Source organism: Deltaproteobacteria bacterium (assembly GCA_016218975.1).
GTDB lineage: Bacteria > Desulfobacterota > Deferrimicrobia > Deferrimicrobiales > Deferrimicrobiaceae > JAENIX01.
This window is the reverse complement of the sequence record JACRCO010000037.1, coordinates 38,450-62,042: the sequence shown is the minus strand read 5'-3', so window position 1 is coordinate 62,042 and position 23,593 is coordinate 38,450. Positions and strand designations below refer to the sequence as shown.

The following is a 23,593-nucleotide window of genomic DNA, read 5'->3' as shown; positions in this document are numbered from 1 at the left end:
GTTCACAGGAAGTCCGCCTGTTTGCGTTCCTTGTAAACGCCCAGCGGGAAATATTCCGACATCTCCCCGAGAACGCGCTTTTGAGCATCAAGGGGTTTCATCCCCCAGTTGGTCGGACATGTCGAAAGAAATTCCACGATGGAAAATCCCATTTCCTTCATTTGCATTTCGAACGCTTTCTTCACCGCTTCCTTCGCTTTCCGTATCTGTCCCGGGGTGCTGGTCGCCACGCGCGCCGAGTATGCCGTGCCTTCCAGCGTCGCCAGCAGTTCCGCCATCTTGATGGGATACCCGTCCTTGCGGAAGTCGCGGCCGTACGGGGAGGTGGAAGTCTTCTGCCCCAGCATCGTCGTAGGGGCCATCTGTCCGCCTGTCATGCCGTACGTCGTGTTGTTGACGAAAAGAACGGTGATGTTCTCCCCGCGGTTCGCCGCGTGGATCACCTCGGATGTGCCGATTGCCGCCAGGTCTCCGTCTCCCTGATATGTGAATACGAACTTGTCGGGTTGCGCGCGCTTGACTCCTGTGGCCACGGCGGGGGCGCGCCCGTGCGGGGCTTCCGCCACGTCCACGTCGATGTAATCGTACAGGAAGACCGCGCAGCCCACGCAGGCGACCCCGACCGTCTTCTCCCGAAGACCGAAGTGGTCGATCGTCTCCGCAAGGATCCTGTGTGCGATCCCGTGATGGCATCCGGGGCAGAAATGAGACTTCACGTCCACGAGGGACTTCGGGCGCCCGAATACCTTCTTTTCCATCCGCTCTTCCCTCGTATCCGTCATTCGCCCCTCCCGGAAAGCTTGCGAAGCTCCCGGTGGATCTCCTCCGGGGTGGGCATCGCGCATGGTTTCCCCAGGAACCGGATCTTGTCGTGGCACGTCGTGCTCGCCTTGACGTCCTCAAGCATCTGGCCGGTGTTCATCTCGATCACCAGGACGATGTCCACCCGCCGCGCCACTTCGTCCAAATGCGACGAAGGGAACGGGAACAGGGTGATCGGCCTGAGCATGCCGGTTTTTATCCCTTCGCGTCTCGCCCACTGGATCGCCGTTTTGCTCACTCGCGCGGCAGTCCCGAAGGCGACGACGGCGATCTTCGCATCGTCAAGATGGTAATCCTCGTACCGGACTTCCTCCTCCTGCATCCGGCGGTATTTCGCGTGGAGCTTCCAGTTGTGGACCTCGATCGCGTTGTCCTTCAAGTAGAGGGATTTCACGTGCTGCCGCGGCCGGCCTTCGCATCCGGTCAGCGCCCACGGTTTCTCCGGGGAAACGGTGGACACATAGGTGGTTTGAAGGAACGGCTCCTTCATCTGCCCCACGATGGCATCTCCGAGGATCATGGCGGGATTCCGGTACTTGTCCGCGAGGTCGAACGCCAGCATCGCCAGCGAGTACATCTCCTGGACGGAATGCGGCGCGAGGACAGGCATCCGGTATCCGCCGTGCCCGCCGCACTTTACCGCCTGGAAGTAATCCCCCTGCGAAGGCGCGATCCCCCCCAGCCCGGGGCCGGACCGCGATATGTTGACGATGACGGCCGGCAGTTCGGATCCCGCCATGTAGGAGAGCCCTTCCTGCATCAGGGAGATCCCCGGTCCCGATGAGGAGGTCATGACGCGCTTTCCCGAGGCGGAAGTGCCCAGGATGAAGTTGATCGTCGCGATCTCGCTTTCCGCCTGGAGGAATGTTCCACCCATGGCCCGCAGGTGCGCGGACATGTATTCGGGGATATCGTTTTGCGGAGTGATGGGATAGCCGTAATAGAACCTGCACCCGGCCGCGATCGCGCCGACGCAGATCGCTTCATTCCCTTTCATGAAAACGCGCTGGTCCACGCGCGCCCCCACGCTCACCGCCATACCTCTATGCAAACGTCCGGGCAAAACTCCGCGCAGATGGCGCAGCCGGTGCAGTCCGCGGGACGTGCGAAAACCGCCGCGGCGAACCCCCCCGCGTTGATTCCGCTTCCCATCTCGATGCACTTTTTCGGACAGGCCGGCACGCAGAGTTCGCATGCCTTGCACCGCTCGAAATCGATTTCTATCCGCCCCTTCGGGGCGCTTTCCTTTTTCGCGGCCTGCTGCATACCGGTTGCCCGTCTCCTATTCGTACCTTGGCTTGAACTCGAAATAGTGCGTCGTGTCTATGGTGCGGATCGTGCGCGACTTCGACCGCATGACGACCGACTGTGTATGGGCCCCTCCGCTGAAAAACCGGACTCCCGTAAGAAAGTCCCCGAAGGTAACCCCGGTCGCGGCGAACATGACATCGCTCTTTGCCAGGTCATCCATCGAGTAGACCCGGTTCGGGTCGGTTACCCCCATCGCATTCGCCCTTTCGGCCTCTTCCTTGTTCCGGAATTTCAGGACCCCCTGGAAGTCCCCTCCCAGGCATTTCAGCGCGGCAGCGGCGAGCACCCCCTCCGGCGCCCCTCCGATGCCCATGAGCACGTTCACCCCGGAATCCTCCTTCGCGGTGGCGATCGCCCCGGCGACGTCCCCGTCTCCGATCATCTTTATACGCGCGCCCGCCTCCCTGCATTCGCGTATCAGGTCCTGGTGCCTTGGCCGGTCGAGGATAATGACGCAAAGGTCCTCCACGTAGACCTTGAGCGCCTTTGCGACGCTGCGCAGGTTTTCCGTCGGCGAGGCGGTGATGTCGATCGCCCCTTTCGCCTTCGGACCGACGGCCAGCTTCTGCATGTAGGTGTCGGGCGCGTGCAGAAACCCTCCTTCCTCCGCGATGGCGATGACGGCGAGCGCGTTGTTACCGCCGGTCGCGACGATGCTCGTCCCCTCAAGCGGATCCACCGCGATGTCGACCCGCGGCGTGTCGGCGGCGCCGACTTCCTCGCCGATGAAGAGCATGGGGGCCTCGTCGCGTTCGCCCTCGCCGATCACCACGCGCCCCTTGAACTGGACGTAATTCAAGGCCTTCCGCATCGCGTTCACGGCAGCCTGGTCCGCCGCGATGTTGTCCCCACGTCCCATCAGGCGCGCCGCCGCGAGGGCCGCCGCTTCAGTCACGCGAACCACTTCCAGCGCCAGGTTACGCTCCACGTCTACCCCCCTTTCACTCCCGTAATTATGTCGATGCGCACAAGCTCGAGGAAATCAGCCGGCATGCGAACCACTTTCCCGGAATCATCCGTAAAGGCATGGAGGGTTTCGCCTTCCGCTATACGCTTCCCGTCCGCGCGGTCTATTACGTATCCGAACTCGATGCTGGCTCCGCCCAGCTTTCTTACCTCCGCGTGGATCCTTAGCGAGTCGTCGTATCGCGCCGGCGTATGGTAGCGGACCCCCGCCTCCACGACCGGAAGGTGATACCCGCGTGAGGTCAGGTCCCGGTAAACCATCGCCTTCTTCCGCAGGAGCTCCACGCGCCCCATCTCGAACCACTTGAGATAGTTCGCGTAGTACACGATCCCCATGGCGTCGGTGTCCGCGAAGATCACCCGGACGTCCGCGACGTGCTCCACCGGGTACGCTCAGGCTCCTTGGCGCTTGCCGACGAGGTATCCCATCAGGCGCGTTCCGATTTCCACGAACTGCCCCGTGGAACGAGCGTCGGCTTCTGTGTATCGCTTCCCGGGATGCGTGGATAGCCCTTCAGGCGCCGGGTAAATGACGAAGGGCACCGGCTCCTGCGCGTGGGTGCGTATGGCGACGGGCGTCGGATGATCCGGAAGCAGCAATACGCTCAGGTCGCCTCCCTCCTTCGCCCGGCCGATGATTAGCGAAAGCATTTCCCGGTCGATCCGCTCGATCGCGCGCACCTTGTCGGGAACGCTGCCGTTGTGCCCCGCCTCGTCCGGAGCTTCCACGTGTATCAGGACGAAGTCCTTCGTCTCGAGAGCGCGGAGCGCGTGCTCGGCCTTCCCGCGGTAATTTGTATCGACGTAGCCGGTGGCGCCCGGCACCGGCACGATCTCGAGGCCGCAATAGATCCCTATTCCCTTGATGAGATCGACGGCCGCGACTACCGACCCGGACAATCCGTACCGCTCCTTGAAAGGCTCGATGCGGGGGGCCTTCCCCTGCCCCCATAGCCAGATGGAATTACCGGCGGCCTTCCCCTCCGCCTTGCGCTGCCGGTTGACGGGGTGGTCCTCGAACAGCTCGCGTGATGCGGCCATGAGGTCGAGGAGGAGGTCCGCGCCGTCTCCTCGAGGAAGATATTCCGTGATCTTCTTCCCGTGGATATCGTGGGGGGGGGTCGTCTCCACCGCGTCGTTCCCGCCGGGCCAGACCATGAGGTTCCGGTAACTGACGCCGGGATGGAAGCGAACGCCTTTCTCTCCGACTTTTTCCTGGAGGTCCTTCAGCAACTCCGCCGATTCGGCCGACGAGATGTGGCCGGCCGAGAAGTCCTCCATCTCCGAGTCGGCGCCGTCGTTTTTAAGCGTGACGACGTTGCACCGGACCGCCACGTCGTTCATGCCGAGCGAAATCCCCATCGAGGCGGCCTCCAGCGGAGACCTGCCGGTGTAAACTTCCCGCGGGTCGTACCCGATGATGCTCAGGTTCGACACGTCGCTGCCCGGATACATCTCCTTCGGCACTACCTGCACCATTCCAAGCGCCCCGTTGGATGCCATGAAATCCATGTTCGGCTTGTCGGCAGCCTCGAGCGGGGTACGGTTTCCGAGCGAAGCGATCGGCCAGTCGGCCATTCCGTCGCCGATCAGGATGAGATACTTCCGCGCCATTCCCTCTCCTTTAGAACCCGAGCACTTTTTTGACTTCGTTCAAAATGGGCGGGACGGTCACCGGCGAATCGGATTGCGCGATCGCGTTGTCCGGGTCTTTGAGCCCGTGACCGGTGAGAGTGCAGACCAGGCTGTCCCCGCTCCGGAAAAATCCTTCTTGCGCCAATTTTATCACACCGGCGATGGATGCCGCCGACGCGGGCTCGCAGAATACCCCCTCGGTCTCCGCTACGAGCTTGTATGCATCGAGGATCTCCGCATCGCTCACCATGCGGATCAACCCGCCGGACTCGTCTCTCGCCGCTTCCGCCTGCTTCCACGAGGCCGGGTTCCCGATCCGGATCGCCGTGGCGACGGTTTCCGGCTTCGCTACCGGGCGCCCCCGCACGATCGGCGCCGCCCCTTCCGCTTGCCATCCCAGCATGCGGGGGACCCGCCGGGATTTTCCCGCATCCCGGTACGCCTTGTATCCCGCCCAGTAGGCGGTGATGTTCCCCGCGTTGCCCACAGGAAGGACGTGATAGTCCGGCGCGTCCCCCAGCGCATCGCAGATTTCGAAGGCGGCGCTCTTCTGTCCTTCGATGCGATACGGGTTCAGCGAGTTGACCAGCGTCACCGGGTATTTCGCGGAGATCTCCTTCACGAGCGTCAGCGCGTCGTCGAAGTTTCCGAGGATCTGGATGACGCGGGCGCCGTGTATCATCGCCTGCGACAACTTCCCCAACGCGATCCGCCCTTCCGGGATCAGGACGAACGCCTTCAGATTCGCCCTTGCCGCATACGCCGCCGCGGAAGCCGAGGTGTTTCCGGTGGATGCGCAGATCACGGAATCGGACCCGTCGGCTTTCGCCTTCGACACAGCCATCGTCATTCCGCGGTCCTTGAAGGAGCCGGTGGGATTCAGCCCCTCGTACTTCAGGAAGATCTCCGTGCCGGGGGCTACCTTGCGCGCAAGGCCCGGCGCCGGCACGAGCGGAGTATTCCCTTCCAGTAAAGTCACCACGCAGTCGTCGGGGACCTTGGTGAAAAAGGCTGAAAAGTGCCGGATGATTCCTTCCCAGTGCATCGCTTCGCTGCCCTCGTCGTTGTGATTTACAGGTTGTTTTCGATCCGGATCATGCGGGTGCGGTCGAGGACGACGGGAAGCATGTCCGTTTCCGCGAGCGCCGCGCGCATGTCGCTTTCTTTAGCGTGGTGCGTCACGATGAAAATAGGCACTGCGCTCTCTTCCTTCCGTCCCTTCTGGATGACGGAGGAGATGCTGATGGAATGGTTTCCGAGCACGCCTGCGATTTTCGACAGGACGCCGGGCTTGTCCACGACCTTGAACCGCAGGTAGTATTCCGAGCGCACGCCGGAGAAGGGGGAAACCGCCGCCTTTTCGCCCGGGTCGTGCAGAAAGAAACCGCTCGGGGGGATCCTGCCCGTCCCGCCCCCGCGCAGATTGCGCGCGATTTCCACGATATCGCTCACCACCGCCGATGCGGTGGGATTCATGCCCGCACCTTGCCCATAGAACAGGGTGGGGCCCACGAAGTCTCCTTTCACGTATATCGCGTTGTTCGCGCCCGCGACCGTCGCCAGCAGGTGATCCGACGGGATCATCGTCGGGTGGACGCGGACCTCGACCCCGTCGCCCTTCTCCTTGGCGATCGCCAGCAACTTTATCGTGAAACCGAACTCCCGGGCGAAGGCGATGTCCACTGCCGAGACGTCGCGGATCCCCTCCACGAAGATCTCCTTCGGTGATACGTACATGCCGGTGGCCAGCCATACGAGGATCGCCAGTTTGTGCGCGGAATCGATGCCGTCCACGTCGAAGGAAGGGTCCGCTTCCGCCAGCCCGGTACGCTGCGCCTCCGCCAGCACATCGGCGAATTCCTTGCCTTCGTTCGACATCCGGCTGAGTATGTAATTGCAGGTTCCGTTTATGATCCCGAAGATCTCGCGGATCCGGTTGGCGGCTAGCCCTTCCCGCATGGCCCTGATGATGGGGATTCCGCCCCCCACGCTCGCCTCGAATCCGAGGTCCGCCCCGCCTGCGACGGCCGCACGGCAGATCTCCGGTCCGTGCTCGGCGAGCAGCGCCTTGTTCGCGGTGACTACGGGCTTTCCGAGCCGCAGCGCTTCGAGCACCAGGTCCTTCGCGGCGCCCGTGCCGCCGATCAACTCCACCACTATCCGGACTTCCGGATCCCGTATAAGCCGGAACCCGTCGTCGGTGAGGATGCCTTCCGGCAGCTTCAATCCCCGGTCGCGAACGGTATCGAGGTCGGCGATTCCACGGATCTTCAACGGGATCCCGACGCGCCTGCGCAGCAGTTCGGCGTTTTCGAGCAGAAGCTTCACCGCCCCCGTGCCGACGGTGCCGAATCCCACGATGCCGACGCCGATTTCCTTTAAGGCTTCGCTCATCTTGTCTTGACCTTCACGTGAACGGGCGATTGGAGCAAGGGTTTCACGCCACGGATCGCCTGCCTGATGCGGTGCTCGTTCTCCACGAGCGCGAACCGTACGAACCCTTCCCCGTGCTCGCCGAACCCTACTCCGGGGGACACGGCGACCTTCGCCTTCGTCAGGAGCAGCTTGGAAAATTCCAGCGAGCCGATAGAAGAGTATGCTTCCGGCACCGGCGCCCAGACGAACATCGTCCCCTGGGGCCTGGGGAATTCCCATCCGATGCGTGCGAAACCGTCCACAAGGCAGTCGCGCCGCTTCCGGTAAACTTCCACCGCCTCGTCGACTACCCGGTGGGGGCCGTTCAGCGCGACAGTCGCCGCGATCTGGATCGCCTGGAACATGCCGTAATCGAGGTAGCTCTTCAGCCTCGTGAGCGCATTTATCATCCGCTTGTTTCCGACCACGAACCCGACCCGCCATCCCGGCATGGAATATCCCTTGGACATCGAGTACAGCTCCACCGCCACGTCTTTGGCGCCGGGCACCTGGAGGATGGAGGGAGCCTTGTACCCGTCGAACACCAGGTCGGCGTATGCAAGATCGTGGATCACGAGGATGTCGTGCTCCTTCGCGTACGCCACGACGCGCTTGAAGAACGCAAGGTCGACCACCTCGGTAGTCGGATTATGAGGGAAGGAGATGATCATCACCTTGGGCTTTGGCCAGATGGTTTTCATGGCGCGCTGGACGCGGTCAAGGAAGTCGCCTTCGCCGCTTGTGAGAGAGATGGAACGGACATCCGCACCGGCGATTATCACCGAGTATGCGTGGATCGGATAAGTGGGGTTGGGCACCAGCGCGATGTCACCCGGCCCCATGATCGCCATGACGAGATGTGACAGCCCTTCCTTGGCTCCGATCGTCGCGATCGCCTCTGTGGTCGGGTCGAGCTCTACGTCGTACTTACGCTTGTACCAGTTGCAGATCGCCTGCCGCAGTTTCGGGATTCCGCGAGACAGGGAGTACCGGTGGTTGCGGGGATTTCTCGCGGCCTCGATCAGCTTGTCGACGATGGCCTTCGGGGTCGGCAGGTCGGGATTTCCCATCCCGAGGTCGATCACGTCCTCCCCCGCATGCCGCATTTTCGACTTCAGCTCCGTCACCACCGCGAACACGTACGGCGGCAGACGCTTTATCCGTGGGAATTCTTCCATTCGCCTTCTCCCGGAAAGATTAAAGAAGATACTCTAATGAATTGCAGCGGTTAAGTCAATTTTGGCGGCGTTCCGCCAACGGTTCAACCGATTGTCGGCAAGGAGGCTTCCTTCATCGCGATCCAGCGGGAAAGGGCGGCGTGTTCGGGTTGGGCAAGGCCCGGGTCGCGCACGAGCAGGTCGTTCGCGATCTCCCGGGAGCGGGATAACATCTTCGCGTCACGAACGATATCGGAGAAGACAAGATCGGGGATGCCGGACTGCCGGACGCCGGCGAAGTCGCCCGGTCCCCGGATCTTCAGGTCCTCCTCCGCGATCCGGAACCCGTCGTTCGTTTTTTCCATCACCGAGAGGCGTGCGACCGCATCCTCTCCTTGCGGTCCTTCGACGAAGAGGAGGCATACGGACGGCCGGGTCCCCCGTCCCACCCTGCCTCGGAGCTGGTGAAGCTGGGAGAGCCCGAACCGCTCGGAGTGTTCGATCATCATCACGGTGGCTTCGGGAACGTCGATCCCCACCTCGACGACGGTGGTGGAAACGAGAATCCGGATCTCCCCGTTCTGGAATCGACGCATCACCGAGTCCTTCTCCTCCGCCTTCATCCGTCCGTGCAGAAGTCCCACGCCGATCTCCGGGAAGGCGTCCCGGACCCGTTCCGCTGTTTTCGTCGCGTCCCGCAAGGTCAATTTCTCCGATTCCTCCACCAGCGGCAGGACGATGTAGACGCGTCCTCCCTCTGCCAACTCCTTCCGCACCCTGGCCCAGGCCGCTTTTCTCTCCCCCTCGCGCACGATCTTCGTTGCGATCGCCTTCCGTCCGGGGGGCATCTCGTCGATCACTGAGATGTCGAGGTCCCCGTAGAGAGTCATCGCAAGTGTCCGGGGGATCGGCGTGGCGGTCATGACGAGGAGGTGCGGCGCGGTTTTCGCTTTCCCGCGCAGTGCCGCCCGCTGAAGGACGCCGAACCGGTGCTGCTCGTCCACGATGCCCAGCCCCAGCCGATCGAACTCGACGCCTTCCTGGATGATCGCGTGCGTGCCGATGACGATGTGCGCCTTCCCCTCCCGGATCTCCTGCAGCAGTGCCGCTTTCTTCTTGCCCTTGAGCACCGCCGTAAGGAGGACCACACGCACCGGCAGCCCCTCGCACAGCGCGACGAACCGCCTGTAATGCTGTTCGGCCAGGATCTCGGTAGGGGCCATGACGGCGGCCTGCGCGTTTTTCCGCCAAGCCACCAGCGCCGCGATCCATGCGACGATTGTCTTCCCGCTCCCCACATCGCCCTGGAGCAGCCGGTGCATGGGATGCGGGTACGCGATGTCCTTCAGGATCTCGTTCACCACCCTGCGCTGGGCTCCTGTGAGCGCGAAAGGAAGCCGACGCTTGATCTCCTCCACGATCTCCTTGTCCCAGTGGAGGGGGGTAGCCGCCTCCTTCATAATGCCCGCCCGCCGCCGGGCGAGCGACCACTGGATGTAGAACAGCTCTCCGAAAATGAGTCGCTGTTGGGCGGGGGAGGAGAAGGAAAGCAGCGCAGTGGCGTCGGCCGCCGGGGGGGGGAAATGGAGGGTCGTCAGCGATTCGTGGATCGGCGGAACGCCCGCCTCATCGAGGATCCACCGCGGGAAATACTCCTTCACGGAGGAAGCGTGATGCGAAACGACTTCCCACTGGATACGGCGCAGGATGCGGGGCGGCACTCCCTCGATCTCCGGATAGACCGGGACTATCCGGCCGATGTGAACCGGGTCGTGCTCCTCCGCCGTCCCCAGGATTTCCGGGTGGTGCATCTCGGGGTGGAATTGGAAGGAGCGCACCGTGCCGCAGAGGACCACGACCTCTCCCTCGCGGAACCTTTCTTTGAGCGACGGATGGAAATGGAACCACTTGGCCGAAAGACGTCCCGTGCCGTCGGAGATCGTCACTTCCAGGAGGCGCGGTCCCGCGAATCCCCGTTGCACGCCGTGCACGCCGACGACGGTCCCTTTAACCGGCGCCGTCATCCCGGGCTTGAGCGCCCTCAGCGGCAAGATATGCCGCCGGTCCTCGTATCCCTTCGGGAAAAAATGCAGGGCGTCGTACGGTGTGCGGATTCCACGGGCGGCCAGCTTCTCGGCGATCTTCGGGCCTACCCCCTTGACGAACTGGATGGCGGGGGCGTCCGTCATGGCACGTCAGCGTCCGTGGTACTCTTGCAGGCTTTTCACGGAGAGGTCTTCGCGGATCAGGTGGGAAATCGCGTGAGCCACGGCCCTCGCCGCCGATAGCGTGGTGAAGTACGGGATGTTATATACGAGCGCCGTCCGCCGGATATAGAAGGAATCCGCCTTGGATTGGGCGCCGAGCGGGGTGTTTATGACGAGGTCGATCTCCCCGTTCTTGATGAGGTCCGCTACGTGGGGACGCCCCTCGTTGATCTTGAGCACCGTTTCCGACGGGACTCCGCTGGCGGATAGGAACTCCGCCGTGCCGCTCGTCGCCACGATCCTGAATCCCGCCTCGTGAAGCATGCGCGCCGCCGGCAGCACTCCCGCCTTGTCCTCGTTCCTTACGCTTACGAACGCCCTGCCACCCCTCGGGAGCATCATTCCCGCCGCGATCTGCGCCTTGGCGAACGCCTTTCCGAAGTTCTCGTCGATCCCCATCACCTCTCCCGTGGACCGCATCTCGGGGCCCAGGATCGTGTCCACGTCGGGGAACTTGATGAACGGGAAGACCGCCTCCTTGACGCTTATGTGCGCCGGCGTGACGTCCGCCGTGAATCCCAGGTCCGTCAATTTTTTCCCGGCCATCACTTTCGCCGCCAGCTTCGCCAGGGGAACGCCGATAGCCTTGCTGACGAAGGGAATGGTCCGGGACGCGCGCGGATTGACTTCGAGTATGAAAATTTCCCCCTTCTGGATCGCGAACTGCACGTTCATAAGCCCCACGACCCGAAGCTCCTTCGCCAGTTCCCTCGCCTGGCGCGCGATTTCGCGTGCCGTCTCCCGCGGGATGGAATGCGGCGGAAGCGAGCAGGCCGAGTCGCCCGAGTGGACCCCCGCCTCTTCTATGTGCTCCATGATGCCGCCTATGACGACGGTTTCCCCGTCGGAGATGGCGTCGACGTCGATCTCGATCGCGTCTTCGAGGAACTTGTCGATGAGAACAGGCCGTTCCTCCGACGCCTGGACCGCGTGGGCCAGGTATTTCCGCAATCCCTCCTCGTCGTGCACTATCTCCATCGCCCTGCCGCCGAGGACATACGACGGCCGCAGCAGAACCGGATAGGCGATCCGCGCCGCGATCGCCACGGCTTCCTCCGTGGAGCGGGCTATTCCGTTGGGAGGCTGTCTCAGCTTGAGCTTGTCGAGAAGGTCCATGAACCGTTCCCTGTCCTCCGCACGGTCTATGCTGTCGGGGGAGGTCCCGAGGATCCGCACGCCTTCCTTTTCGAGCGGCACGGCAAGCTTCAGGGGAGTCTGGCCGCCGAACTGGACGATGATCCCTTCCGGCTTCTCCTCCTCGATGATCGCAAGCACGTCTTCCTTGGTAAGAGGCTCGAAGTAGAGACGGTCGGAGGTATCGTAGTCGGTGGAGACCGTTTCCGGGTTGCAGTTCACCATGATCGTTTCGAAGCCTTCTTCGCGGAGCGCGAAGGAGCCGTGCACGCAGCAGTAGTCGAATTCGATGCCCTGCCCGATCCGGTTCGGGCCTCCTCCGAGGATGACGATCTTCCGCCGCGTGGTGGGCCGCGCTTCGTCTTCCAGGTCGTAGGAGGAATAAAGGTATGGGGTTTGGGCCTCGAATTCCCCACCGCAGGTGTCGACCCGCTTGAACACGGGGTGAATGCCCGCTCGGCCGCGGATCCCCCGCACCGCGTCCTCACCGATCCCCAGAAGCTTTCCCAGCCGCCGGTCGGAAAACCCGTTTCCCTTCGCGCGCCGGAGAAGCTCCTCCGCTTTCCGCGAGAGCGACCCGCTTCCGGCGACCGCCCGGTACGCTTCCGCGCCTGCCCGCAGCTCCCCCTCCGATTCGACGATCTGCCTTATGTTTTCGAGGAACCAGACGTCGATCCCCGTGACCCGGTAGATATCCTCTATTTTCCATCCGTCCCTTATGGCTTCGCCGATGTAGAGCAGCCGCTGGGAATTCGGCTTCCTGAGCTTTCCGTCGATGGTCTTTCGTCTCGCTTCAGGCGTCGCCGCCGCGGGGAGGATTTCCTCCAGCCCGTAAATACCGATTTCGAGGGATCGGAGCGCCTTCTGGAGCGACTCCTTGAAGGTGCGGCCGATCGCCATCACCTCGCCCACCGATTTCATTTGCGTCCCCAGGATGTCCTGTGTCTGCGGGAACTTCTCGAACGTGAACCGCGGGATCTTCGTCACCACGTAATCGATCGTCGGCTCGAACGACGCGGGAGTCTCACGGGTGATGTCGTTGGGGATCTCGTCGAGCGAATACCCGACCGCGAGTTTCGCGGCGATCTTGGCGATGGGGAACCCTGTCGCCTTCGAGGCAAGCGCCGAAGAGCGGGAGACGCGCGGATTCATCTCGATGATAACCATCTCCCCGGTGTCGGGATGGACGGCGAACTGGATGTTGCTCCCCCCGGTATCCACGCCGATCTCGCGTATGATCGCAAGGGCGGCGTTCCGCATTATCTGGTATTCCTTGTCGGTCAGCGTCTGCGCAGGGGCTACCGTGATGGAATCCCCGGTGTGCACACCCATCGGGTCCAGGTTCTCTATCGAGCAGATGATGACGACGTTGTCCTTCAGGTCGCGCATCACCTCGAGCTCGAACTCCTTCCATCCGATCACCGACTGCTCGACGAGCGCTGTCTTTTTCGGCGATGCGTCCAGCGCCCAGCGGACGGATTCCTCGTATTCCTCCCGGTTGTAGGCGATGCCGGCGCCCGTCCCCCCGAGGGTGAACGAAGGCCGTATGATCGCCGGATACCCTATGGACGGGATGGCGGCGAGCGCCTCGTCCAGCGATTTCACGTAACCGGAACGCGGGACGACCAGTCCCAGCTTCTCCATCGCCTTCCGGAAGAGATCCCTGTCTTCCGCCTTCTGGATCGCCTCGAAGCTCGCACCGATCAGCTCGACGCCGTATTTCTGCAGGATCCCCATCTCGTGGAGCGAGACGGCGATGTTCAGCCCCGTTTGCCCGCCTATCGTCGGAAGGAGGGCGTCCGGCCTTTCCCGTTCGATGATTTTCCCCACCATCTCAGGAGTGATCGGCTCGATGTAGGTGCGGTCGGCGAACTCCATGTCGGTCATGATCGTCGCCGGGTTGCTGTTCACCAGGACGACCTCGTACCCCTCTTCCTTGAGCGCCTTGCACGCCTGCGTACCGGAATAGTCGAACTCGCACGCCTGCCCGATTATGATCGGCCCGGATCCGATCAGCATGATCTTCCTGATGTCGGTTCGTTTCGGCACTATAGCTCCTGGATGTACACGTTGGTGAGCCCCATCCGTTTCGCCGTGAGGATGGTGCTATCGTACTCCTCGGGCAGCAGCTTGCGGTCGAATCCCGGCTTCCCCATCGCCCTGTATGCCGGAAAATATTGCCCCATAAGCGACAGGGGAACGCGCCTGCCGTATTTCCGGCGCAGGGAGGAGAGCACTCTCCCGGTTTCTTCGGCTTTTCCCGGGAGGACCAGGTGGCGGACCAGAACGCCCCGGCTGGCGATCCCGTCCCTCCCCTTAGAAAACGGCCCGACCTGCCGGAACATCTCTTCGATGGCCGCGGAATTGTGCTCCGCGTAGTCGGGCGTCCCGGACAGTTTCCCGGACAACTCCCCCTCGCCGTATTTCATGTCGGGCAGGTAGATGTCCACGATCCCGTCAAGCAGCGAGAGGGTCTCCATCGAATCGTATCCGTTCGTGTTGTAGACCACCGGAAGTGCGAATCCCTTCTCGCGCGCGTGCTCGAGTGCCGCGATCATCTGCGGGACATGCGGCGTGGGGGTGACGAAGTTGACGTTATGGACCCCTTTCTTTTCCAGTTCCAGAAGCCTGTCTCCGAGATCTTCGGCGGAAAGATCCTTCCCGACTCCCATCTGGCTGATCGGGAAATTCTGGCAGAAGAGGCACGCCATGTTGCAATGGCTGAAGAAGACGGTTCCCGACCCCCGCGTGCCGGAGATCGGCGGCTCCTCGCCGTGGTGCACGGAGACCGCGGCCACCTTCGCTCCGCCGCCGGCGCCGCAGTACCCCGTCTCCCCTTCGAGCCGGTTCACGCCGCAATACCTCGGGCAAAGGCGACACTCCCGCAGCATCCCGGCCGCTTCGTCCCGCCGATGATGGAGGAAGGACACGTCCCCACCGCTTGGTTGAATGGACGAATGCAATGCGCTTGGCACTATACGTTCCTTCCCAATAACACGGTTATTTCAGATGAAGTGCGGATAGCGTGTTTCCAATTGATGATCCATCCGGGCGAGCCGCCGAGACGGGGTGCCCCTCGCGGGGGCGTCGAGCGACGAAGCGGGAGCCAGGGATGGCGGAGCAAGGAGCTCGCGAGCCGTAGGCCGGCCATGGACGGCCGGGCAAGGCGTCCCCCGCGAGGGGTACCCCGCGAGGCGTGCCGAGCCCGGAATGTACCCGTAAGATTATACGCTTTCCGGGCGTCACTTTTCAGCTCGCCGGAAGATCCAGGATGCCGCTTCAAAGGTCTTCTTCCCCCGCGAGGAAGCGGTAGAAACGGGTGAACAGGTAGCGGGAGTCGTGCGGCCCGGGGGACGCCTCGGGATGGTATTGGACCGAGAAGCACCGCAGGGACGGGATGGATAGCCCCTCGACCGTCCGGTCGTTCAGGTTGATGTGCGTGATCTTCGCGCGTCCGCCGAGGGAATCGGGGTCAACGGAGAAATTGTGGTTCTGGCTTGTGATCTCCACCCGCCCGGTCGCAAGGTCCGATACCGGCTGATTGCAGCCGTGGTGGCCGAACTTGAGCTTGAAGGTCTTCCCCCCGAGCGCGAGCCCCATGATCTGGTGCCCCAGGCAGATGCCGAACATGGGGATCTTGCCTAACATTTTACGAACCGTCTCGATGGCATATGGAACGCCCTCCGGATCCCCCGGCCCGTTCGACAGGAAGACGCCGTCCGGTTTCTTCGCCAGTATCGCTTCCGCGGTCGCGTCCGCGGGAACGACCGTCACGTCGAACCCGTGAGACACCAGCATTCGCAGTATGTTCTGCTTGATCCCGTAATCGATCGCCACGATACGCGGGATCTTGCCGACCCGGTTCCGGTATTCCGATGCGGGCAGGTATCCTTTTTCGAGGTCCCAATCACCGGTGTCCCAGTGGGCTTCCGCTTCCGAGGTCACCTCCTTGACCAGGTCGCGCCCCACGATGGGAGGCAGCTCCCTCGCCTTCCTTGCGACACGTTTCCCGTCGAGATCGACCGAGGAAATGACCCCCATCTGCGAGCCGCCGTCCCGAAGCAGCCGCGTAAGCGCCCTCGTATCGATTCCGGAAATTCCGCAGATATGGTACCGGCGCAGGTAGCCGTCCAGGGTCTCCACGTGCCGCCAGTTCGACGGCAGCCGCCACGCCTCACGTACGATGAACCCCTCCACCCACGGCCTTGTCGACTCGACGTCTTCGGGGTTGATCCCTGTGTTTCCGATTTCCGGGTATGTCATGGTGACGATCTGGCCCCGGTACGACGGATCGGTGAGCACCTCCTGGTACCCCGCCATCCCGGTGTTGAAGACCACCTCGCCTCCGCTCTCCCCCTCGAATCCGAAGGCCGCCCCCCGGAACACGGTGCCGTCGGCCAGCGCGAGGATCGCCTGCTTCTCAGGCATCGGCCGCGACCCCCGTCAACAACGAATGCGTTACGCGTCCTCCCAGTATGGTAGCCACCGCCCGTCCTTTAAGTTTCCACCCCAGGAAGGGGCTGTTCTTCGATTTCGACAAAACGTCCTCCCGCCGGTATTCCCACTCCGCCTCCGGATCCACGACGACGACGTCCGCATCCGCGCCTTTACGAAGAGTCCCTTTCCCGGCAAGTTTCAGGATGCCCGCCGGATTCGCGCTCAGCAGCTCCACGAGCCGCGAAGGCGTTACCTTGCCTCCCGCAAGGAGCACGAGAGACAGGGGCAACGCGGTTTCCAGGCCGATGATCCCGTTTGCGGCCGCGATAAATTCGCACCGTTTGACGTAATCGTCGTGCGGGGCGTGGTCTGTCGCGATCGCGTCGATCGTCCCGTCGTTCAACCCTTCCAGTATAGCCATCCGGTCCTCTTCTCCGCGCAGCGGGGGGTTCATCTTGGCGTTCGTGTTGTACCCTTCCAGCAGTGCGTCGGTGAGCGTGAAGTAGTGCGGCGCGGTCTCCCCGGTCACCCGAAGGCCCGACTTCTTCGCCATGCGAAGCAGGGCAACCCCGACTTTCGTGCTGATGTGCTGGATATGGATTTTGCCGCCTGTCTGCTTCGCCAGGAGGATGTCCCGCGCGATGGCCACTTCTTCCGAAGCTGCGGGAATGCCCGGAATCCCCAGCCGGTGCGCCGTCCAACCTTCGTGCGCCGCGCCTTCCGCGCTGAGTGACGGATCCTCCGCATGGGAAAGGATCGTGAGATCGAACGCCTTCACGTATTCCAGCGCCCGCCGCATCAGCAGGGAATCGGCGACCGGCTTCCCGTCGTCAGAGAATGCCGCCGCTCCCGCTTCCGCAAGTTCCGCGTAGTCCGACATCTCTTTCCCCTCGAGCCCCTTCGAGACGGCGGCCACCGGGAATACGTCCGCAAACCCTTCCCTCTTCCCTTTCAACCTGATATACCGTGTCACCTCCGGGTGGTCGTTCACCGGTTTCGTGTTCGCCATGCACGCTACCGAGGTGAACCCCCCCGCCGCAGCGGCCCTCGTCCCGGTCACGATGTCTTCCTTCCATTCGAATCCCGGGTCTCTCAAGTGAACGTGCATGTCGACAAGGCCGGGCAGCACCCATTTCCCCGACGCGTCTATCGTTCGGCCCTGAAAACCTTTCGGCGCCTGGTTTCCCGGGAGAAAGTCCCGCACCTTTCCGTCTTCGAGTATTACGCTGCCGGTTTCGTCCCTTCCGCTTGCAGGGTCGATCACCCTTCCTCCTTTAATGAGCAGCATCGCGACCTCCCGCAAGGAGATAAAGGAGCGCCATCCGGATGGCGACCCCGGACTCCACCTGGTTCAGAATCCTTGATTGCGCGCAATCGGCGAGTTCGTCGGAAAGCTCGACTCCCCTGTTTATGGGGCCCGGGTGCATGATCACCGCGTCTTCTTTTGCCAGCGAGAATACGGAGCGGTTCAAGCCATACTTGCAGGAATATTCCCTAAGAGACGGGAAATAGGAGGTCTTTTGTCGCTCCAGTTGTATTCTCAACATCATGACGACGTCTGCGTCCCGGATGGCCTCCTTGATATCGTATGTTACCTTCGCGCCGGTACGTTCCATTTCCCTCGGGACCATCGTGGCCGGCCCGCAGAGCCAAAGTTTCGCTCCCATGCGCCCCAGGGAATGAAGGTCGGACCTTACCACGCGGCTATGCAATATATCTCCTACTATCGCAATCTTAAGGCCGCTTACCTTGCCTTTTGCCTTAAGTATCGTATAGAGATCCAGCAATCCTTGGGAGGGATGTTCGTTCGCGCCGTCTCCCGCGTTTATGATGGAGCAGGAAACGAATCGCGAGAGGAAGTGCGGGGCGCCGGATGCGTGATGCCTGAGGATGACGATGTTGGGCTTCATCGCCTCGATGTTCTTCGCGGTGTCGAGCAGCGTCTCTCCCTTGGTGACGCTTGATGTGGCCGAACTGAAATTCACAACGTCGGCGGAGAGGCGCTTCCCCGCTATCTCGAACGAGGTCCGGGTGCGCGTGCTCGCTTCGAAAAAGAGGTTCACAACGGTCTTTCCGCGCAGCGCAGGGACCTTCTTTATATCCCTTGTCAGCACCTCTTCCATCGACCTCGCGGTGTCGACCACGAATTCCATCTCCTCGGGGCGGAAATCGGCCAGCCCCAGAACGTGCTTCCGTTTCCAGTCCATCCTTCTCATTCCCCCTTCTCAGGAGCGGATTCCTTGAGGACGACCTTCCAGTCCTCTCGTTCCCCCTGAACCATGACGTCGACGTTTTCACTGCGGGATGTGGGAACGTTCCTTCCGACGTAATCGGCCCGGATCGGCAGCTCCCGGTGGCCCCGGTCGACCAGCACGGCGAGCTGGATGTTCTTCGGGCGCCCGAAATCGATCAGGGCGTCCATCGCCGCGCGGATCGTGCGCCCGGTGAACAGCACGTCGTCCACAAGCACGACTTTCTTTTCATCGATCGAAAACGGGATTTCGGTGCGCTTCAGGCGCGGCTGGTATCCTGCGCGCGAAAGATCGTCCCGGTAAAGCGTGATATCGACGTAACCCGCGGGAACGTCCACACCCTCTATGACGCGGATCTTATCCTTTATGAACCTGGAGAGAGGAACGCCGCCGGACATAATACCGACAAGCACAAGTTCCTCGGCCCCCTTGTTCTTCTCCAGGATCTCGTGGGTAAGCCGCGAAAGGACCCGCTCCATCCCCTTGGCGTCCAGTATCACCTTCCTGCTCGCCTTCTTCATCGCGCACTTCCCTCCCTTTCGGCCGCGACCGTGATTGTAAGGATTTGGCCTGGCGCCAAAAAAAAACCTCCCCTGGATTCGGGGAGGCGGCATGATGTCAGATTCCATCCATCCTTTGCTAACCTCGCGGGATTAGCTTAAAAGGCCGAAACGATACTAATCGAATATCCTTCCCGCGTCAACCACGCGGGGGACACCACGCGGGGGATATTACTCTCCCTCATCCCGGATACAGGAATGTCCCCCGAAGGCGCCTGCTTCTCTGGCGTTCCTCTGTAGCCTTGCAATCCTTAGTGAAGAAGTTGCCCGATTCGGCTCCAGCGCACCAGCTCGGGGTAGCGCCAGGGCTCGGACCAGAGGACACCGCGGCTCCAGTCGATCGAAAAATAGATGAACATGGCTTTCCCTATGACCGCGTCCATGTCCACGTAGCCCCAGAACCTCGAATCGTATGAGCGGTCGCGGTTGTCGCCCATCGTGAACAGCTTCCCGGGCGGCACCTTGATCGGCGGAAGGTTGTCCCTGGCCCGCACGAAGCTGTCGATTGCGCTTCCGTCGGCGAACCGCGTGTAGTGTTCCTCGACAGGGTGCCCGTTGATGAATACCTTCTTTTGACGGATCTCCACGGTGTCCCCCGGCACCCCGATGACGCGCTTGATGAAATCCTTGCTCGGGTCCTCGGGGAACACGAATACGATGATGTCGCCCCGCTTCGGGCTGCCGAACTGCAGCACCCGTCCCTTGGTGAACGGGATGTGATAGCCGTAGAGGAACTTGTTCACGAAGATGTGATCGCCGATCAGGAGCGTGTTTTCCATGGAGCTGGAAGGGATCTTGAAAGCCTGGATCACCAGCGTGCGCACCACGAGCGCTATCAGGAGAGCGACGGCGAACGCCTCGGCGTATTCCCGTACCTTCCCCTTCCGATCCTTCCCGATCGGCGGCATGGATGTCGGTTTCATTGACACGCTCCCTCTTTTATCTCCATAGTACTATTCCTTCACCATAGTACTTATCCCAGTACTATTCCTTGACCTTGAGGATCGAAAGGAAGGCTTCCTGCGGGATTTCGACTGTGCCGACCTGCTTCATCCGCTTCTTCCCTTCCTTCTGTTTTTCCAGCAGCTTCCGTTTCCGGGTTATGTCTCCGCCATAGCATTTCGCGATGACGTTCTTCCGGATCGCCCGGATCGACTCGCGGGCGATGATCTTCGATCCGATCGCCGCCTGGATCACCACCTCGAACATCTGACGGGGGATCAGCTTCCGGAGCCGTTCCGTCACGTCCCTCCCCTTCGGGTAGGCGTTGTCCCTGTGCACGATCAGGGACAGGGCGTCCACCTTTTCTCCGTTAAGAAGGATGTCGAGCTTCACCAGGTTGGACCGCCGGAACTCGAGGAATTCGTAGTCCATGGACGCGTACCCTCGCGATGCGGTCTTCAGCAGGTCGTAGAAGTCGAGGACGACCTCGTTCAACGGCAATTCGTACTCCAGGATGACCCGGTTGGAGGATGCGAACTTCATCTGGCGCTGGACGCCGCGTCGCTCCTCGCAAAGCTTGAGCACCGCCCCGAGATGCTCCGATGGAAGATGGAGGGTCGCCAGTATGACCGGCTCCTCGATGTGGTCCAGCTCCAGGGGCTCCGGCAGCCGCGCCGGGCTGTCGACCAAATCGACGGTCCCGTCGATTTTCACCGCCCGGTATCCGACGGTGGGGGCCGTGGTGATGAGTTCCACCCCGTACTCCCGTTCCAGCCGTTCCTGCACGATCTCCATGTGGAGAAGGCCGAGGAACCCGCACCGGAAGCCGAACCCCAGCGCAACGGAGGTTTCCGGTTCCGCGGTGAAAGAGGCGTCGTTCAAGCGGAGCTTCTCGATTGCGGTGCGCAGCTGGCCGTATTCATCGGAGATCACGGGGTAGAATCCGGCGAACACCATCGGCCGCACGACCTTGAACCCCGGAAGGGGTACCGCCGCCCGGTTCTTCGCATCGGTGATGGTATCGCCTACCTTGGTCTCATTGAGGTCCTTGATGTTGGCGATGACGAACCCGACTTCTCCGGGGCCCAGCGACTCGACCTCCTTCGGATGGGGGCAGAAGACCCCCACCTTCTGGATCTCGAAGACGTTCCCCGTCGACATGAGGATGATCTTCTGCGCGGGCCGCAGCGTCCCCTCGAACATCCGGGCGAGGATCACCACTCCCTGGTAGTTGTCGAACCAGGAGTCGACGATCAGCGCCTTGGGAGGCGCCTCGGGCTCGCCCGAGGGTGGCGGCACCTTCCGGACGATCCGCTCGAGGATCTCCTCGATTCCCGTCCCCTTCTTCGCGCTCGCCTCGATGATGTCCGCCGTGTCCAGCCCGATCACTTCCTCGATCTCGCGCTTGACCCGGTCCGGCTCGGCGTTCGGAAGATCGATCTTGTTCAGCACCGTGACGATCTCGAGGTTCTGCTCCAGCGCCATGTAGACGTTCGCCAGCGTCTGGGCCTCCACCCCCTGCGAAGCGTCCACGACCAGGACGGCCCCCTCGCAGGCGCAGAGACTCCGCGAAACCTCGTAGGAGAAATCGACGTGCCCCGGCGTGTCGATCAGGTTGAGGACGTACTCCTTTCCGTCCTTGGCGCGGTAACGCATCCGGACGGTCTGCGCCTTTATGGTGATCCCCCGCTCCCGCTCGATGTCCATCTTGTCGAGGAACTGGTCGACCTTCTCGCGCTCGGTGAGCGTTCCCGTGAACTCCAGGAGCCGGTCGGCGAGCGTGGATTTCCCGTGGTCGATGTGTGCGATGATGGAGAAATTTCGGATGTGCTCTATGCGCATGCCTACCACGTGCCGGTGTTTTTTATCTTTTCCCGGAAGAATTCCAGCGTGCGGGCGAGACCTTCCTCCAGCGGAGTTTCAGGATACCATCCCAGCTCGACGGACGCCATAAGGTTCTCCAGGCATGAGCGGCGCTGCTCTCCCGGCATGCCCGGGCCGTGGATCTCCTCCTGCCGGCTTCCCGATAGGTCCCGAAGGGCGCGGAAGACGGTGTTGATGTTCGTCTCCACGCCGGTGCCGATGTTGATGGACTTCCCGTCTCCGCGGGAAAGCGCCGCCAGGTTCGCGCGCACCACGTCGCCCACGAATACGAAGTCCCGGGTCTGTTCCCCGTCGCCGTTTACGATTGCCGCCTGGTCACGCAGGAGACGCTCGGCGAATATGGCGACCACCCCCGCTTCGCCGTGGGAATCCTGCCTTGGACCGTACACGTTGGCGTACCGGAGAGCGGTGTATTCCAGGCCGTATTGCGCCCGGAAAAAGTTCATGTACAGCTCAACGGACATCTTCGCGGCCCCGTAGGGACTGAGGGGCCGGACGGGGTGGTTTTCGTCTGCGGGAAACTTCTCCTGCTCCCCGTATCCGGCGCCTCCCGAAGAGGCGAAGATGAATTTTCTCGCTCCATGCACGCGGGCGGCCTCCAGGAGCCTGATGGATCCGATGATGTTCACCTGCGCGTCGAACTGCGGGTCCTTTACTGAAGAGCGAACGTCTATCTGCGCGGCATGGTGGTTGATGATTTCCGGGCGGAAGGTGCGGACCGCCTCGTCGGCGGTGTCGGAGGAGATGTCGCAAAGGACGAAGCGCGCGGCGGAAGGGACGTTCTCCTTTTTCCCCGACGACAGGTTGTCGATCACCATGACTTCATGCCCGTCGGCTACGTAAGAGTCGGCGATGTTGGAACCGATGAACCCCGCTCCCCCCGTGACGATTATGCGCATTACCAGGCCACTCCTTTCTCGCAAGTTTTTTTTATGAATTCAAGGACGGCATCATCCCAACGCCTCGGAAACGCTCCCGTAGCGTCGCGGTACTTTCTCTTGTCGAGCACGGAATAGGCGGGTCTCGGCGCCGGATACGGCAGTTCGGAGGCGACGGCCGGCGCCACGGAAACCGGCCCGGAGCATGCGTGCGCAAAGATAAAGCGGGCGAATCCGTACCAGGTGGTCTCCCCTTCGTTCGAAAAATGGAAGGTGCCCCGCGCCCCCGCATCGATGAGGCGGCGGGTCGCCTCCGCGAGATCGCGCGCGAACGTCGGACAGCCGGTCTGGTCGTTCGCCACGCGCAGCGTTTCCCCCCTGCGGGCCTTTTCCAGCACGGCGAACACGAAGTTCCTGCCGTGCGGCCCGTATAGCCACTGCGACCGGACAAGAAGGTGGTCGGGGGCTTCCTCCCGGAGCGCCTTTTCCGCCTCCCACTTGGTCCTGCCGTATGCCGAGAGCGGGTTCGCCTCGTCGTCTTCCGCATAGGGTCGCCGGGATTTCCCGTCGAATATGTAATCCGACCCGTATGCCACCAGCAGGGCGCCCTGTTCCCTGCATTGACGCGCAATGTTCCTCGTTCCCCCGGCGTTCACCGCGAACGCGCGCTTCTCCTCGGTTTCCGCCCGGTCCACCGCGGTATACGCTGCGCAATGCACGACGGTCATCGGCCGGAACTCTCGCATTACCCTTCGGCAATCCACGGGATTCGAGACGTCGCAATCCTTCACGTCCGTGGCATGCACGTCGTAGTCGCCTTCGAAAACGCCGAAAATCTCTTTTCCGAGCAGACCGCTGCCCCCGGTGATCAACATCCGCCGTTTAACCTGTCCCGGCGCCTCTACCGCCCGTTCGTTCGTATCCGTCATCTCC

20 protein-coding genes are annotated in these 23,593 nt (G+C 62.1%); all 20 read right to left on the bottom strand.

The genetic code is table 11. The features are described from left to right. Window positions 1–2: 2 nt before the first annotated feature. Window positions 3–758 (bottom strand): 2-oxoglutarate oxidoreductase, encoded by a 756-nt coding sequence (locus tag HY896_04860; protein MBI5575676.1) that lies wholly within the window; start codon window positions 756–758, stop codon window positions 3–5. 20 nt (window positions 759–778) lie between these two features. Next, the gene (locus tag HY896_04855) at window positions 779–1,837 is read right to left on the bottom strand and encodes a 3-methyl-2-oxobutanoate dehydrogenase subunit VorB (GenBank protein MBI5575675.1); all 1,059 of its coding nucleotides are present in this window, start codon (window positions 1,835–1,837) and stop codon (window positions 779–781) included. Between the two features lie 14 nt (window positions 1,838–1,851). Then, entirely contained in the window at window positions 1,852–2,088 is a 237-nt protein-coding gene (locus HY896_04850) for a 4Fe-4S binding protein (protein ID MBI5575674.1), read from the bottom strand. Window positions 2,089–2,104: 16 nt separating this feature from the next. Next, on the bottom strand, window positions 2,105–3,061 hold the full coding sequence (gene glpX, locus HY896_04845; protein MBI5575673.1) for a class II fructose-bisphosphatase: 957 nt from the start codon (window positions 3,059–3,061) through the stop codon (window positions 2,105–2,107). A gap of 2 nt (window positions 3,062–3,063) precedes the next feature. Further along, entirely contained in the window at window positions 3,064–3,483 is a 420-nt protein-coding gene (locus tag HY896_04840) for an acyl-CoA thioesterase (protein ID MBI5575672.1), read from the bottom strand. Between the two features lie 9 nt (window positions 3,484–3,492). Continuing rightward, window positions 3,493–4,713 carry a cofactor-independent phosphoglycerate mutase gene (locus tag HY896_04835; protein MBI5575671.1) on the bottom strand — a complete coding sequence of 407 codons (1,221 nt, stop codon included), beginning with the start codon at window positions 4,711–4,713 and terminating at the stop codon, window positions 3,493–3,495. 10 nt (window positions 4,714–4,723) lie between these two features. Beyond that, complete coding sequence (locus HY896_04830) at window positions 4,724–5,779, bottom strand: threonine synthase (protein MBI5575670.1); 1,056 nt, start codon at window positions 5,777–5,779, stop codon at window positions 4,724–4,726. A gap of 26 nt (window positions 5,780–5,805) precedes the next feature. Further along, on the bottom strand, window positions 5,806–7,128 hold the full coding sequence (locus tag HY896_04825; protein ID MBI5575669.1) for a homoserine dehydrogenase: 1,323 nt from the start codon (window positions 7,126–7,128) through the stop codon (window positions 5,806–5,808). Further along, entirely contained in the window at window positions 7,125–8,327 is a 1,203-nt protein-coding gene (locus tag HY896_04820) for an aminotransferase class I/II-fold pyridoxal phosphate-dependent enzyme (GenBank protein MBI5575668.1), read from the bottom strand. Before HY896_04820 ends, HY896_04825 begins: the two co-directional genes overlap by 4 nt. Before the next feature lie 83 nt (window positions 8,328–8,410). Beyond that, complete coding sequence (gene recG / locus HY896_04815; GenBank protein MBI5575667.1) at window positions 8,411–10,495, bottom strand: ATP-dependent DNA helicase RecG; 2,085 nt, start codon at window positions 10,493–10,495, stop codon at window positions 8,411–8,413. Between the two features lie 6 nt (window positions 10,496–10,501). Then, on the bottom strand, window positions 10,502–13,756 hold the full coding sequence (gene carB, locus HY896_04810; GenBank protein ID MBI5575666.1) for a carbamoyl-phosphate synthase large subunit: 3,255 nt from the start codon (window positions 13,754–13,756) through the stop codon (window positions 10,502–10,504). After that, window positions 13,756–14,598, bottom strand: coding sequence for a radical SAM protein (locus HY896_04805; protein MBI5575665.1), 843 nt, complete (start codon window positions 14,596–14,598; stop codon window positions 13,756–13,758). The genes carB and HY896_04805 overlap by 1 nt, the downstream gene beginning before the upstream one ends. 388 nt (window positions 14,599–14,986) lie before the next feature. Beyond that, window positions 14,987–16,135 (bottom strand): glutamine-hydrolyzing carbamoyl-phosphate synthase small subunit, encoded by a 1,149-nt coding sequence (gene carA / locus HY896_04800; GenBank protein MBI5575664.1) that lies wholly within the window; start codon window positions 16,133–16,135, stop codon window positions 14,987–14,989. After that, window positions 16,128–17,432, bottom strand: a complete 1,305-nt coding sequence (locus tag HY896_04795; GenBank protein MBI5575663.1) for a dihydroorotase — start codon at window positions 17,430–17,432, stop codon at window positions 16,128–16,130. The genes carA and HY896_04795 overlap by 8 nt, the downstream gene beginning before the upstream one ends. Continuing rightward, entirely contained in the window at window positions 17,419–18,351 is a 933-nt protein-coding gene (locus tag HY896_04790) for an aspartate carbamoyltransferase catalytic subunit (protein MBI5575662.1), read from the bottom strand. Before HY896_04790 ends, HY896_04795 begins: the two co-directional genes overlap by 14 nt. Window positions 18,352–18,356: 5 nt before the next feature. Then, window positions 18,357–18,917: a bifunctional pyr operon transcriptional regulator/uracil phosphoribosyltransferase PyrR gene (gene pyrR, locus HY896_04785; protein MBI5575661.1), complete on the bottom strand. Its 561-nt coding sequence runs from the start codon at window positions 18,915–18,917 to the stop codon at window positions 18,357–18,359. Between the two features lie 290 nt (window positions 18,918–19,207). Continuing rightward, window positions 19,208–19,879 (bottom strand): signal peptidase I, encoded by a 672-nt coding sequence (gene lepB / locus HY896_04780; GenBank protein MBI5575660.1) that lies wholly within the window; start codon window positions 19,877–19,879, stop codon window positions 19,208–19,210. 61 nt (window positions 19,880–19,940) lie between these two features. After that, on the bottom strand, window positions 19,941–21,740 hold the full coding sequence (gene lepA / locus HY896_04775; GenBank protein ID MBI5575659.1) for an elongation factor 4: 1,800 nt from the start codon (window positions 21,738–21,740) through the stop codon (window positions 19,941–19,943). Window positions 21,741–21,742: 2 nt separating this feature from the next. Then, window positions 21,743–22,681 carry an NAD-dependent epimerase/dehydratase family protein gene (locus HY896_04770; protein ID MBI5575658.1) on the bottom strand — a complete coding sequence of 313 codons (939 nt, stop codon included), beginning with the start codon at window positions 22,679–22,681 and terminating at the stop codon, window positions 21,743–21,745. Next, window positions 22,681–23,589, bottom strand: a complete 909-nt coding sequence (rfbD, locus tag HY896_04765) for a dTDP-4-dehydrorhamnose reductase (GenBank protein ID MBI5575657.1) — start codon at window positions 23,587–23,589, stop codon at window positions 22,681–22,683. Before rfbD ends, HY896_04770 begins: the two co-directional genes overlap by 1 nt. Window positions 23,590–23,593 lie beyond the last annotated feature (4 nt).